Raw genomic sequence first — 13,025 nt, 5'->3', positions numbered from 1 at the left:
ATTAAAAAACAGCTCACTACATGACATAATGAACCCTTGATATTTAATTAACCTATTTTAGGCGGCTGCCAGATTTCTTTTAAACGGTCTGAAATATATGGATCTGAATATTGAAACTGAGGATTCTTATTCGCTTTGTAATAAGATAGTTCCAAACGTAGATTTTTTGAGAAAGGAGTTTCAATAAAAGTATAGCATGCCACACATGATGAACAGCAGTCATCATTACATGATTTTGTTTTGTCATGTTGGCTGTCTTTTTTTGAAGAATGATTTTTACAGCAGTCCATTTTCTTGGAAGATTCTGCTTTACAACATGTTTCCTGCATTCCTTGCGCATAGAAGGCATCCTTGGGAATCAAAAAGACTCCCAGGCAAAATACTATTGCAAGTAGATGAAACAGCTTCATATCTGCAAAAATAAGAAATTTATGGCAAAGGATCACCAACTTTTAGAGAACAGCTGTGCCAAGGTTCTCCGTGTGCCGGGTTTAGCTTTGGTTTTTCTCCCATCGCCAGATTCTGTGCCGCAGGTGCAGGAGCAGTCTGAACTACATTTTGTGCCGATTGAGGAGCTTGTGCAGGTTTACTGTTTAAAGGCTGTCCTACCGGGATGTCACATCGGTGCCCGGGCTGTCCGTGTGGAGGATTCATCCCCGGAGCTGTTTTTGCCTGTTTTCCGTTGTTGTCAAGAGTGATTTTTCCTGGTGATACTACATTAGGATCAATCTGGACGATATTATTTCCGTTTGCATTTATATTTTGTGAGGTCGCCGCTGTTGCAGGTTTACTGTTCAGGGGCTGGCCTACCGGAATGTCGCATCGGTGGCCAGGTTGTCCGTGTGGAGGATTCATCCCTGGGGCGGTAGCCATTGGAGCAGGAGTGGAGGCAGATGAAATACCTGCCTGGTCCATTAATGTTGTTTTGGAGGTTGTATTAAGAGCAACGCTGGGTTGCCCGGCATTGGATTCTTCTTTTAAATAAGTGGCTTTCTCATCCTTTTTACAAGAGGCAGCTAATAGTGATACGGCGATCAAACCTATAAATGTATTCTTCATATCCATGGGTATGAAACAAAATTAGCAAAACATTTTCAATTGTTTTGCTAATTTTATACTTATAATTTGATTTTTGGATTAATTTTTTACCAAAAGTCTAAATCCTTCTCCGTGAACGTTGATAATTTCCAATCCTTCGTCATCTTTTAATAACTTACGAAGTTTTGCAATATATACGTCCATACTTCTTGCTGTAAAATAATTTTCCTTTTTCCAGATCTTTCTTAAAGCAAGATCTCTAGGCATGAAATCGTTTCTGTGAATACAAAGAAGCTTCAATAATTCATTTTCTTTAGGAGAAAGTTTGTATTCTTTATCACCTACTTTCAATTGTCTCAGCATAGAGTCAAAGAAAATATTGCTGATTTTAAACTGCTCCTGCTCCTCATTTTCCAATGTAGAGCTTCTCTGTAAAATAGCCTTGATTTTATATAAAAGAAGCTCAGTATCAAAAGGTTTTGTGATATAGTCATCAGCTCCCAACTGGTATCCTTTCAAAATATCTTCCCTCATATTTCTTGCTGTAAGAAATATAATCGGTGTATTTTTATCAATCTTTTTTACATCTTCGGCCAATGAAAACCCGTCTTTTTTAGGCATCATTACGTCAAATATGCAGATGTCGAATTCATTTTCTGTAAATTCTTTAAGTCCCTGCTCCCCATCAGTGGCAAGTGTTACTTCAAAATTATTGATTGTCAAATAATCTTTAAGCACCGCCCCAAAACTCTGATCGTCCTCTACTAATAATATTCTGTTGCTCATAATTTTTAATAATTAATAATTAACAATTAAGAATGAACTTCCTCACTCTATCTTCTATATTTTGATATTTGGTTTAATTTTTCGTCAATGATGATTTATCATTCATCAATGATCATTTTATATATTTTATCCCATTGGGAGTTTTATCGTGAACGTACTTCCATCTCCCTTATTAGAGTCTACGATAATCTGTCCTTTGTGCAGTTCTACAATTTTCTTCACATAGGAAAGACCCAATCCCTGTCCTTTCACGTTGTGAATATTTCCGGTTTCTTCCCTGAAGAATTTTTCGAAAATTTTGGTTTTATTTTGGGTATCCATTCCCATTCCTTTATCGGAAATTTCAATGATATACCAGTGTCCTTCATTTCTTGTTTCCACATGTATTTCCGGCGCTTCAGGAGAATATTTATTGGCATTATCCAGTAAGTTGACCAGCATATTTGAAATATGGAACTCGTCTATTTTAAAATTATAATGGGTGGCATTGAATTTCTGGGTAAGAGAACCGTTCCTTTGCTTCACAATCAGATTGAAAGATTCTGTTGTCCTTTTGATCAATTCCCTTACATTGGTTTCTTTTAAAAACAGCTCTACTTCATTTCGTTCAAGTTTAGACATATTAAGCACGTTTTCAACCTGCTTTTTCATCCTTAAGTTCTCCTGCTTGATCAGTTCTGAATAATATTTTACCTTATCCGGATTGGTGGCAATTTTGTCATTAGCCAAAGAATCCGTTGCTACAGAAATGGTTGCCAATGGTGTTTTGAACTCATGGGACATGTTGTTGATGAAGTCTGTTTTTACTTCAGCAAGCTTTTTCTGTCTCATCATATAATTGATGGAAATAATGTAAATCCCAAGAATGGTAAGCAGAGAAAGAAATGTTCCTAAAAGCATCGGCCAGTTGTTCATCGCCAGAGAGTATTCTTTCTTAGGAAAAACCAATGCGAGACTGTACAATGTGTTTTTTTTGTCTGCAAAAAGAGGAAAGCTGTAGATATTACTGTCTTTTTTCTCTTTGTAGGCTTTATTCACGATGCTTGTAAGCTTGTTGTTGCGGTCAAGAACTCCATATCCGAACTTGGCAGATATTCCTCTTATTTTAAGTTCTTTCGCAATGACGGAATCAAGTGTTTTCGGATCCACTCTTTTTGTGATAGGGAGGTTATTTCCATATACTTTCACAAATTCTTTCATAGAGTAATCTCCGGTTTCAATCTCCTGATTGATATCCGTGGTAAGAAGTTCACGGTTGGTGGTATCTCTTTTTATTTTATAGGCTGCTTCGTCTGTATATAAGGTTGTGAGTTTAATAGAATCCCCTTTTTGAGAAATCGGCAGCTGTGTTTTTTCAATAATGTTTTTAGAATAAATAATCTGTCTTTGAGTTCCAGAGTCTTCTACCTGCTGAATTGTAGTTAGAGACGGCTGTTTACTATTGGCAAGAATATTTTTTCTGAAATCCTTATAATCCTCATTCAGATATTTGTCTGCTTCGATCTCTTCAATACTTTTTGAAGTACTTTCCAAAACTGCATACACTTTATTTGAAAAATCCTGTTCCAGTACACCGTAATAGCCTTTCAACCAATAAAATTGGAGCGTCACAAAGACAATCAGCGAGATCGTCATAAACACTGAAATTATTGGGATGAATTTGTTATTCATTATTTAATTATATATGTTTTGGAAAAATGAATGTTAAAATTAATTGTTTTAAGACTACATAAACAAAAAACGAGCCAAATAATTGTTTTTTTTTTCTTAAAAGAGTGTTTTTTAACAATTATTTATGAATTATCCTTTACTTGTCATATGAAAAGTCCCTTTCAATAAATAAAGTGTTAACTTTATTAAAAATAAAAATATATGGAATCTAATATCATTTTCAACAAAGATTTTGATGCTGCCAGTACGTATGTCATGAAAATTTATAAAGCTGATGTATCAACGGTATGGGATCATTTCACCCAATCCGAATTATTGGATCAATGGTGGGGACCTAAACCCTGGAGATGTGAAACGGTAAAACAGGATTTCAGAGAAGGGGGAATCTGGATGTATGCGATGGTAGGGCCAAACGGTGAGAAAGGACCTATGTATGCTCAGTCTCAGTATGGCGAAATTACAGAACGCAGAAGCCTTGACTGGATGAGTGCTTTTTGTGATGAAAAAGGAAATATTAATGAAGATTTTCCAAGATCAAAATGGCTGCTCGGCTTTACAGGAGTGGAAGAGGGTACTAAAGTGACCATCAATATCCACTACCATTCTCAGGAAGTTATGAAAAAGATCTTGGAAATGGGATTTGAAGAAGGATTTAAAATGGGATTGACACAATTGGAAGAACTGATTGGCTCATAAATAATTGGGCATCTGAAAAAAAAGGAAATGAAAGATGTTGCGGATACATTTATAATATAAAAGCAGGATGCTCATTCAGACATCCTGCTTTTTTATTAAATCAATTCTTCTTCCTGAAAGTAATGAATAATCGCCTTTTTCATAAGCAAGCTTTGCTCATTAGGTCTTAACTCAGGCAGATCTTCTATTTTTTCAAAGTGTGGCCAGCCATCTTCGTAATGTGAAAATTTGTAATATCCAAAAGGTTCCATCAATCTGCAAACTGCGATATGAAGGATATTTAATTTATCGTCTTTTGTATATTTCTGTTGGCCGCTTCCCAATTCCTGAAGTCCAATTAAAAATAATATCGTTTCAATCGGTGGATTTTTTTCAGTCTGGAAGTTGTCTTCAAAAAACTGTTCTATTTTTTTCCAATATTCAGATTCGTTCATATGATTATAACTGTCATTTTTTATCATGACAATGTATTTTATAAATTATTATTTTCTTTGTTTCTAAGATCTTCTTCTTCTCTTGCTTTTTTCAGAAGGTACTGTAGGTTTTCCTCTTGTTTGGCTTTAAAATCTTCTCTTTTTTCTATTCTTGTAATTTTCTGTTTTTGTATTAAATAATAGCAATTGAAATAAAAACTAATAATAACATATACTCTGTATTTGAAAATTAATTAAGAGAATGTAAAAGCTATTTTTCATTTATTTTCAAAAGAAAAGCATACTCTAAAGCATCTTCTTTCAATGATTCAAACCTTCCGCTGGCGCCTCCATGTCCGGAGCTCATGTCAGTTTTAAAAACTAAGATGTTATCGTTTGTTTTAAGTTCTCTCAGTTTTGCAGTCCATTTTGCAGGCTCCCAATACTGTACCTGAGAATCATGGAATCCTGTAGTGATCAGCATATGAGGATAATCTTTAGCTTCTACATTGTCATAAGGAGAATAGTCTTTCATATAATGATAATACTCCTCGTCATTTGGATTTCCCCATTCATCATATTCCCCGGTAGTCAAAGGAATCGTGTCATCCAGCATTGTGGAAACAACATCTACGAAAGGGACCTGTGCTACAATTCCGTTGAATAACTGAGGCTCATAATTGACCACAGCGCCTACCAGCAGCCCTCCGGCACTTCCTCCCATCGCGTACATATGTCTCGATGATGTATAATTTTCTTTGATTAAATGTTTTCCTGCATCAATAAAATCGAAAAAAGTATTTTTCTTGAATAACATTTTTCCATCTTCATACCATTCTCTTCCCAGGTATTCTCCGCCACGGATGTGGGCAATAGCATAAATGAAACCTCTGTCCAGAATAGACAATCTTACATTTGAAAAGCTGGCATCAACGGTGTGCCCATAACTTCCATATCCATACAGAAGAAGTGGAGTGTCAGCGGATTTTTTGGTGTCTTTGTGGTATACTAAAGAAATTGGAACTTTTACTTCCCCATCTCTGGAGTCTGCCCATATTCTTTCTGAAATATAATTTTCAGGGAAAAATTTCCCACCCAATACTTCCTGTTGTTTCAGGAGCTTGGTGGTTTTGTCCTTCATATTGTACTCGTAAGTGGAGCTTGGCTGTGTAAGAGATGTATAGCCATAACGAAGAATTTCAGTGTCAAATTCAAGGTTAATCCCAATATAGGCTGTATATGTTGGATCAGAAAAAGGTAAATAATAAGACTCCTGGGTCTTCTCATCAATAATTTTGATCTGAAGCAAACCTCTCTCTCTTTCCTCAAGTACCAGATAATCTTTGAAAATTTCAAAACCTTCCAGTAAAACTTCCGCACGGTGTGGAATAACATCCACCCAGTTTTCCATACTGCAGTTGTCAATCTTTGCTTTTACAATTTTGAAGTTAATTGCATCATCAGCATTAGTGATAATATAGAATTCATCTTCATAATGCTCTACAGAATATTCGAGATCATCTATTCTGGGCTGTATTGTTATCCATTCTGCAAATACGTTGTCAGAAGGAATAAAGCGGTGCTCATCAGAGATAGTACTTGAACTAGCGATGAAAATATACTGTAAAGATTTTGTTTTAAATACATTGACATCAAAAGTGTCATCTTCTTCGTGGAAGATCAGAACATCATCAGCAGAATCAGTTCCTAACTGATGTCTGTATACCTGGAAAGCACGGAGGCTCTTATCTTTTCTAATGTAGAAAACATGTTGATTATCATTCGCCCAAACTGCTTTTCCTGTTGTATTTGGAATAGAATCCGGCAGAATTTCCCCGGTTTTTAAATTTTTAAAATTAAGCGTATAAATTCTTCTTCCTACATCATCTGAAGAAAAAGAAGCCAGTTCATTACCGGGGCTCACGGCTACACTTCCTACTTCAAAAAATTCTTTGCCTTCTGCCAGAACGTTCACGTCAAGTACAATTTCCTCCTCGTTGTCAAGACTTTTATGCTTTCTGCAGAAAATAGGATATTCCTTGCCTTCTTCATAACGTACAATATACCAGTATTCATTAAAGAAATAGGGTAGAGATTCGTCATCCTTTTTATAACGGGCTTTCATCTCTTCAAAAAGCTCTTCCTGAAGAACTTCCGTATCTTTCATGATGAATTCTTCGTAGGCATTTTCCTCTTCAATATATTTGATGACTTCAGGGTTTTCCCTTTCATTCAGCCAAAAGTAATTATCGGTCCTTCTATCGCCGTGGGTTTCTAATATTTTTTCTATTTTTTTTGCCTGTGGAGCTTTCATCCGGATATTTTAATTTTTTATTGAGCAGAGTTTGTCTTTATGCTTTTCTTCTGAAAGTAAGCAATTTATGCAGACGTCTCATTCAATGTTAATTTTCGTTCAAATTTAGGTAAAAAAAAACCATCTTTCCTTTATTGAAAAGATGGTTCATGGTATTTTTATAATTAAAGACTATTTATGAAGTGCTTTAATGTACTTTTCAAGGGCCATTGTCATGGAAGGAGTTTCCTTCGTAGGTGCCATTAAATCTACTGTTAATCCAGCTTCTTCTGCGGCAGCCAAAGTCGTGTTTCCGAAAACACCAATCTTGGTTTCATCCTGTTTGAAGCCAGGGAAGTTTTGTTGTAGCGATTTGATTCCTTGCGGACTAAAGAAGATCAACATGTCATAATCTTTAATGTTGATATCTGTAAGGTCGCTGCATACGGTACGGTACATGATTGCTCTTGTCCAGTCTGCATTAGATGCATCCATGGTTTTCACAATATCCGGACTCAAAACATCTGAAGATGGCAGCAGATATTTTTCAGTTGGGAATTTTTTGAAAAGAGGAAGCAGATCTGAGAAGTTTTTCTCCCCAAAGCTGATTTTTCTTTTTCTGTACACAATATGCTTTTGAAGGTAGTTGGCAATTGCTTCCGACTGGCAGATATATCTCATTGTATCCGGAACGGCAAAACGAAGTTCTTCCGCAAGTCTGAAGTAATGGTCAATCGCATTTTTACTGGTAAAAATAATACCGGTATACTGCGTCAGATCTATTTTCTGTGTTCTGAGCTCTTTATTGTCAACCCCTTCAACGTGGATAAATGGACGGAAATCAATCTTTATTTTTTCCTTCTTTGCTATATCCAAATATGGAGAAGACTCACTAGGCGCTGGTTGAGAAACCAATATAGACTTTATTCTCATCATTGACATTTATTAAAAAAATAACAACTTCCAAAGCAATAATAATGGTGCGATTTGGAGGGTGCAAATATACAAAAATTTATAATACCATTTTTCAGGAAGAATCTTGTTCTTGTGAAATAAGTAGAAAAAAACTTTGAAAATGAATACAAAAGAAAAGAAACACAAATAATACAAAAATATTTTATTTCTGTCTATAGGGAAGTAATAATGGGCTACACAAAGAATTATTAGCAAAAATGTAAGAATGAAATAAAATTTTGTGGAGGTAAAATAAAAAACAGTCCATTTTTTTCCGTCTCCTATACTTTGATAAAATAAAAAACCTAATGTTGATTTTATTAAATAAAAAAACAGCACCACCAGCAAAGTATACCCGAATTTATTAAGCTGATACCCAAAAAGCTGAAGATCGGCAATATATTTCGGTACAATAGGAATATACTGTGAGATCAAAACAGATAAGGTGAGCGTCGTCACACATGAAGTGATAATCCAGCTGGGAAGGTTGTTGCTTGCATCAAAATACTTTTGAAGCAGAAAATCTTTGAGACTGGCATCCCTTTCTATGACGTTCATCATAAAAACATATAAAAATATACAGCCCACGAGGATAAAGATTACCCAGTCGTTATTTTCAGGTATTCTTACATGATTGATGAAGTGTTGTGATGATGGCAAAATTTAAGTTTTTATTATTTATTATTTAACTTCTGATAGCACAATCCGGCACAGAATTTCCTGTCACCTGTTTCATGTATCCGCAGTTAAAATATTTGCTCTCATCGATTTTACGTATTGTTCAGATCTGTTAAATAAAAGTTTCTGTTTCATCCGCTTAATCCCTGAGAAATATTTTTGCAAAATTATAGATTATTTTGTATAAAATAAAAAGGTTAAATAAACTATCTTTGCAAACTGAAATGAAAAAACTCGTTATTATCCCCACATACAACGAAAAGGAAAATATTGAAAATATTATTTCCGCGGTTTTTGCATTGGAGGACGACTTTCATATCTTAGTTGTAGATGATACTTCCCCGGATGGAACAGCCGAGGTTGTAAAAGAAATGCAGAAGAAACATCCGCATTATTTGCATCTTTCAATAAGACATGTAAAAGACGGGTTGGGAAAGGCATATATTCATGGATTTAAATGGGCTATTGAAAATAAATATGATTATATTTTTGAGATGGATGCCGATTTTTCTCATAATCCTAGTGATCTGCCGAAATTGTTTGAAGCATGCAGAAATGCAGACATGGCCATAGGTTCCCGCTACTCAAAAGGAGTGAATGTGGTCAACTGGCCCATGGGAAGAGTACTGCTTTCTTATTTTGCATCAAAGTATGTAAGATTTGTATTGGGACTTCCTATTCATGATACTACAGCAGGATTTGTCTGTTTTTCAAGAAATGTATTGGAAGAAATAGGATTGGATACTGTAAGACTGAAAGGTTACGGGTTTCAGATAGAAATGAAATTCAGAGCCTTTAAAAAAGGGTTCAGAATTGTAGAAGTTCCTATTATATTTACCAACAGAATTTTAGGAGAAAGCAAAATGAACGGTGGAATTATCCATGAGGCCGTTTTTGGAGTGTTAAATCTAAAGTGGAAATCAATCATCAATAGACTGTGAAACAAAGCATGAACAATTCTTTTCAGACGGAGGAATATGTATATGCGAAGTTCCATCAGACTATTAAATAAAAAATATAAAAATAAACTGATGAAAAAGCTGATCTTTATTTTCGTTTTGCTGGGCATGTTTTCGTGCAGCGATTATATTGATAAGCCTAAAAATCTGATCGATAAAGGCGTAATGGCAGAAATCATTGCAGATCTTGCGATCAATGATCAGGCGATCTTTGTATATCCTGACAAAAATATGGAAGCCGGTACAAGAGCTGTCCTGAAGTCACATAAAGTAAAATCTGACGACTTTGTAGAAAGCTTCAAATATTATGTGATCAAAGAAGAAATGGATGGGATTACCAATGATGCACAGGAAATACTGCTGAAAAAAGATCCCAAAGCAGATAAATACGTAAAGGATAAACTGAAACAAAACGGGGCTGTAATACCTTTGGTAAGGTAAAACGGTACTGAAGTTTCTAACCTATAAGAAATCACTGATAACAAGGTGAATTAAAAAAGTAGAGAGATGAAATTTTTTAATATAGAAAAAACCTCTGAAGGAAAAGCAAGAGCAGGGGAAATTACCACAGATCACGGGAAGATTCAAACTCCCATTTTTATGCCTGTGGGAACTGTTGCAAGTGTGAAAACAGTTCATCAGAGAGAATTAAAAGAAGACATTAAGGCTCAGATTATTCTGGGAAATACTTACCACCTTTATCTTCGTCCGGGAATGGAGACGATGCAGGATGCAGGTGGTTTACATAAATTCATGAACTGGGATCTTCCTATTCTTACTGATTCAGGAGGCTTTCAGGTATTTTCACTGGCGAGTAACAGAAAAATGACTGAAGAAGGTGCGAGATTCAAATCTCATATCGACGGAAGTTACCATATGTTCTCCCCAGAAAGATCAATGGAGATTCAAAGACAGATAGGAGCCGATATTTTCATGGCTTTTGACGAATGTACTCCTTATCCTTGCGATTATAACCAGGCAAAATCATCTATGGAGCTTACCCATCGCTGGCTGAAAAGATGTATTGAATGGACTAATGATAATCCTGAATTATACGGATACAAACAAAGACTTTTCCCTATTGTTCAGGGATCTACCTATTCCGACCTTAGAAAAATCTCTGCAGAAGTAATTTCTGAAGCAGGAGCCGAAGGAAATGCCATTGGAGGACTTTCTGTAGGAGAGCCTGAAGAAGAAATGTACAGAATCACTGATGAAGTGACAGACATTCTTCCAAAAGAAAAACCAAGATATCTGATGGGAGTAGGAACTCCATGGAATATCCTTGAATCTATCGGATTGGGAATTGATATGATGGATTGTGTAATGCCAACAAGAAATGCAAGAAATGCAATGCTTTTCACATGGCAGGGGGTGATGAACCTGAAAAATGAAAAATGGAAGCGTGATTTTTCGCCTTTAGACGAATTTGGGACCAGTTTTGTAGATCGTGAATATTCAAAAGCGTATCTTCGCCACCTGTTTGTATCTAAAGAATATCTGGCAAAGCAGATTGCTTCGATTCATAATCTTGCCTTCTATCTTGATTTAGTAAAAGTAGCCAGAGAACATATTATTGCAGGAGATTTCTACGAATGGAAAAACTCCGTAGTACCGGTTCTTAGACAAAGACTGTAAGAGAATATGCTTAAAATTGTAGACAGATATATCATTAAAAAATACCTTGGAACTTTTAGTTTTATGTTGGTATTATTGTCTATAGTCGTATTGGTAATTGATGTTCAGCAGAAGATTCCAAGAATAGAAAATGCCAAGGCCATTGATCCGAAACTGGATCTGACCTATTTTCTTATCCACTTTTATCCCTTCTGGATTATCAATCTTGTGGTTACCTTCCTTTCCATTCTGGTGTTTATTTCGGTGATTTATTTTACCTCCAGGATGGCGAATAATACTGAAATTGTTGCTATTATTAGTAGTGGGGCCAGTTTTCACAGGTTTTCCAAACCTTATCTGGTAACTTCCATTTTTATTGGATTGATTGCCCTTGTGGTATACCATATGGTTCTTCCATGGGCCAATATCAAGAAAAATGAACTGGAAGCGTATACCTATAATGCGGCCAATAAAGAAAAGATTTTAGGAACTGCTCCAGCTTCCTCACAGCTGAGCAAAACAGAATATATTTTTGTTGATTCCTGGAACAAAAGAGAAAAAAGAGGTTCTAGTTTTGTCTATCAGAAATATGATAAAGACAGAAAAATGACTTACGAGCTTAAAGCAAGCGAAGTGTATTGGGATAAAGCCAAAAAGCAGTTTGTTTTAAATAATTATCTGGAAAAAACAATCAATAAAGACAATACCGAAAAACTCGGCAACGGGATAGAATTAAGGAAAAACTACGGTCACTCACCGGAAGAGCTTTTCCCTAACGAGCTTTTGGGACAAAATAAAACCACTCCGGAACTTTTAAAGTTTATTGAAAGAGAAAAGGCAAGAGGAAACAGTAACCTGAATTCTTATCTGAATGAGCTTCATCAAAGAACATCAATGCCTGTTTCTATTATTATTCTGACATTCCTGGCACTTTCCCTGTCTTCACAAAAGAAAAGAGGAGGATTGGGGATTAACCTGGCAATAGGGATCTCATTGGCCTTTATTTTTGTGTTTTCATTTGAAGCCCTGAAAGTGGTTTCTGAAAATAAAAGTTTGTCTCCAGCTGTAGCAATGTGGCTGCCTAATATGGTGTTTTTGCCGCTTACCCTTTATCTGTATATCAAAAGAGCCAATCAGTAAAGTAGTTTTATTTCCTTGTGATAAAAGGAACGTATTCCGTCTTCCAGTTCAATCCAGAGTTCACCCTTTTCGTCTGCATTTCGGATGATGCCATTTTGTCGCTCTTTTTCAATTTCAAAGACAGAGATCAGGTCTTTTCTGAAAAGGTTTGCATTGAATTCATCCAGAATTTCCTGATCAGAAGGAATGTTTTTCAGTTTCTCAGACAAATATTCATGAAGATTTAATGAAACTTCTTCCAGGTCAAATTGCATGCCTGTCTGCGTCAGGAGGGATCCTGCATTGGATATTTGATCAAATTCGTCCTGAAGGATATTAATTCCTGCTCCGATGATGAAATAATTATTTTGATTAATTTTTTTCTTTTCTATTAAAATTCCAACGATTTTTTTACCTTTAAGGATAATATCATTCGGCCATTTGATTTTTACCTCAGAGTCAGACAATTTGGCAAGGAAATCCCGGATAATCATTGCGGTATAATAATTGAACATAAAGTCGGAACAAAGGATGTTCTGAATATTCACTGCCAGCGTATAAGCCAGGTTTTTTCCGGCAGTCTGAGTCCAAACATTTCCATACTGACCACGGCCTTTAGTTTGATTAAAAGTATGAAGCCCTATAAAATTTGAATCTCCGTAAAGTAAAAACTTTGCTATTTCGTCATTAGTAGAAGAACATTCTTTCAGATAGAAGAGTTGGCTCATTTAAGAAAACTTTAAGACATTAAGAGGGTAAAAGTAAGGTTAAAGTAAAGAAAAAACAATAAATTTGCAGATT

Annotated in this window: 14 protein-coding genes; 5 read left to right on the top strand and 9 right to left on the bottom strand. The window is 35.6% G+C overall.

All coding sequences use genetic code 11. From position 1 onward, the window contains the following. Positions 1 to 47 precede the first annotated feature (47 nt). The 4 genes from ACPF63_RS20300 to ACPF63_RS20285 form a co-directional block, all read right to left on the bottom strand. The gene (locus tag ACPF63_RS20300; RefSeq protein WP_426481086.1) at positions 48 to 410 is read right to left on the bottom strand and encodes a hypothetical protein; all 363 of its coding nucleotides are present in this window, start codon (positions 408 to 410) and stop codon (positions 48 to 50) included. Positions 411 to 429: 19 nt separating this feature from the next. Continuing rightward, the gene (locus ACPF63_RS20295) at positions 430 to 1,065 is read right to left on the bottom strand and encodes a hypothetical protein (protein ID WP_426481085.1); all 636 of its coding nucleotides are present in this window, start codon (positions 1,063 to 1,065) and stop codon (positions 430 to 432) included. A gap of 72 nt (positions 1,066 to 1,137) precedes the next feature. After that, a complete protein-coding gene (locus ACPF63_RS20290; protein ID WP_002982671.1) occupies positions 1,138 to 1,824 on the bottom strand; it encodes a response regulator transcription factor in 687 nt (228 codons plus the stop codon). 126 nt (positions 1,825 to 1,950) lie between these two features. Beyond that, a complete protein-coding gene (locus ACPF63_RS20285) occupies positions 1,951 to 3,495 on the bottom strand; it encodes a sensor histidine kinase (protein ID WP_077413442.1) in 1,545 nt (514 codons plus the stop codon). Between the two features lie 201 nt (positions 3,496 to 3,696). Between ACPF63_RS20285 and ACPF63_RS20280 the strand changes: the two genes are divergently transcribed. Then, entirely contained in the window at positions 3,697 to 4,191 is a 495-nt protein-coding gene (locus tag ACPF63_RS20280; RefSeq protein ID WP_426481084.1) for an SRPBCC family protein, read from the top strand. A 95-nt stretch (positions 4,192 to 4,286) separates the two neighbouring features. Here the strand turns inward: ACPF63_RS20280 and ACPF63_RS20275 are convergent, their stop codons facing one another. The 4 genes from ACPF63_RS20275 to ACPF63_RS20260 form a co-directional block, all read right to left on the bottom strand. Beyond that, on the bottom strand, positions 4,287 to 4,625 hold the full coding sequence (locus ACPF63_RS20275; protein ID WP_077413444.1) for a hypothetical protein: 339 nt from the start codon (positions 4,623 to 4,625) through the stop codon (positions 4,287 to 4,289). Positions 4,626 to 4,875: 250 nt separating this feature from the next. Beyond that, a complete protein-coding gene (locus ACPF63_RS20270; RefSeq protein ID WP_077413445.1) occupies positions 4,876 to 6,918 on the bottom strand; it encodes a S9 family peptidase in 2,043 nt (680 codons plus the stop codon). Positions 6,919 to 7,089: 171 nt separating this feature from the next. Continuing rightward, positions 7,090 to 7,830, bottom strand: coding sequence for a uroporphyrinogen-III synthase (locus tag ACPF63_RS20265; RefSeq protein WP_077413680.1), 741 nt, complete (start codon positions 7,828 to 7,830; stop codon positions 7,090 to 7,092). Between the two features lie 12 nt (positions 7,831 to 7,842). Beyond that, the gene (locus tag ACPF63_RS20260) at positions 7,843 to 8,409 is read right to left on the bottom strand and encodes a DUF4271 domain-containing protein (protein WP_426483234.1); all 567 of its coding nucleotides are present in this window, start codon (positions 8,407 to 8,409) and stop codon (positions 7,843 to 7,845) included. A 344-nt stretch (positions 8,410 to 8,753) separates the two neighbouring features. Between ACPF63_RS20260 and ACPF63_RS20255 the strand changes: the two genes are divergently transcribed. From ACPF63_RS20255 to ACPF63_RS20240, 4 genes are all read left to right on the top strand, one after another. Further along, positions 8,754 to 9,470 carry a polyprenol monophosphomannose synthase gene (locus tag ACPF63_RS20255; protein ID WP_426481083.1) on the top strand — a complete coding sequence of 239 codons (717 nt, stop codon included), beginning with the start codon at positions 8,754 to 8,756 and terminating at the stop codon, positions 9,468 to 9,470. Positions 9,471 to 9,560: 90 nt separating this feature from the next. Further along, positions 9,561 to 9,929, top strand: a complete 369-nt coding sequence (locus tag ACPF63_RS20250) for a DUF4296 domain-containing protein (protein WP_077413681.1) — start codon at positions 9,561 to 9,563, stop codon at positions 9,927 to 9,929. Positions 9,930 to 9,995: 66 nt separating this feature from the next. Beyond that, positions 9,996 to 11,126 carry a tRNA guanosine(34) transglycosylase Tgt gene (gene tgt / locus ACPF63_RS20245; RefSeq protein WP_047380269.1) on the top strand — a complete coding sequence of 377 codons (1,131 nt, stop codon included), beginning with the start codon at positions 9,996 to 9,998 and terminating at the stop codon, positions 11,124 to 11,126. 6 nt (positions 11,127 to 11,132) lie between these two features. Continuing rightward, complete coding sequence (locus tag ACPF63_RS20240) at positions 11,133 to 12,245, top strand: LptF/LptG family permease (RefSeq protein ID WP_047376356.1); 1,113 nt, start codon at positions 11,133 to 11,135, stop codon at positions 12,243 to 12,245. On the opposite strand, the gene ACPF63_RS20235 is transcribed toward ACPF63_RS20240, so the two are convergent. Continuing rightward, on the bottom strand, positions 12,239 to 12,952 hold the full coding sequence (locus ACPF63_RS20235) for a biotin--[acetyl-CoA-carboxylase] ligase (protein WP_426481082.1): 714 nt from the start codon (positions 12,950 to 12,952) through the stop codon (positions 12,239 to 12,241). The two genes, ACPF63_RS20240 and ACPF63_RS20235, sit on opposite strands and share 7 nt — an antisense overlap. Between the last annotated feature and the right edge of the window lie 73 nt (positions 12,953 to 13,025).

Source organism: Chryseobacterium sp. R2ACT005 (assembly GCF_049949215.1).
Classification (GTDB): domain Bacteria; phylum Bacteroidota; class Bacteroidia; order Flavobacteriales; family Weeksellaceae; genus Chryseobacterium.
This window is presented reverse-complemented; position numbering and strand designations above follow the sequence as displayed.

Coding starts and splice junctions, on each gene's coding strand:
- ACPF63_RS20300 (WP_426481086.1), bottom strand. CDS start 410: ATGAAGCTGTTTCATCTACTTGCAATAGTATTTTGCCTGGGAGTCTTT.
- ACPF63_RS20295 (WP_426481085.1), bottom strand. CDS start 1,065: ATGGATATGAAGAATACATTTATAGGTTTGATCGCCGTATCACTATTA.
- ACPF63_RS20290 (WP_002982671.1), bottom strand. CDS start 1,824: ATGAGCAACAGAATATTATTAGTAGAGGACGATCAGAGTTTTGGGGCG.
- ACPF63_RS20285 (WP_077413442.1), bottom strand. CDS start 3,495: ATGAATAACAAATTCATCCCAATAATTTCAGTGTTTATGACGATCTCG.
- ACPF63_RS20280 (WP_426481084.1), top strand. CDS start 3,697: ATGGAATCTAATATCATTTTCAACAAAGATTTTGATGCTGCCAGTACG.
- ACPF63_RS20275 (WP_077413444.1), bottom strand. CDS start 4,625: ATGAACGAATCTGAATATTGGAAAAAAATAGAACAGTTTTTTGAAGAC.
- ACPF63_RS20270 (WP_077413445.1), bottom strand. CDS start 6,918: ATGAAAGCTCCACAGGCAAAAAAAATAGAAAAAATATTAGAAACCCAC.
- ACPF63_RS20265 (WP_077413680.1), bottom strand. CDS start 7,830: ATGAGAATAAAGTCTATATTGGTTTCTCAACCAGCGCCTAGTGAGTCT.
- ACPF63_RS20260 (WP_426483234.1), bottom strand. CDS start 8,409: ATGAACGTCATAGAAAGGGATGCCAGTCTCAAAGATTTTCTGCTTCAA.
- ACPF63_RS20255 (WP_426481083.1), top strand. CDS start 8,754: ATGAAAAAACTCGTTATTATCCCCACATACAACGAAAAGGAAAATATT.
- ACPF63_RS20250 (WP_077413681.1), top strand. CDS start 9,561: ATGAAAAAGCTGATCTTTATTTTCGTTTTGCTGGGCATGTTTTCGTGC.
- tgt (WP_047380269.1), top strand. CDS start 9,996: ATGAAATTTTTTAATATAGAAAAAACCTCTGAAGGAAAAGCAAGAGCA.
- ACPF63_RS20240 (WP_047376356.1), top strand. CDS start 11,133: ATGCTTAAAATTGTAGACAGATATATCATTAAAAAATACCTTGGAACT.
- ACPF63_RS20235 (WP_426481082.1), bottom strand. CDS start 12,952: ATGAGCCAACTCTTCTATCTGAAAGAATGTTCTTCTACTAATGACGAA.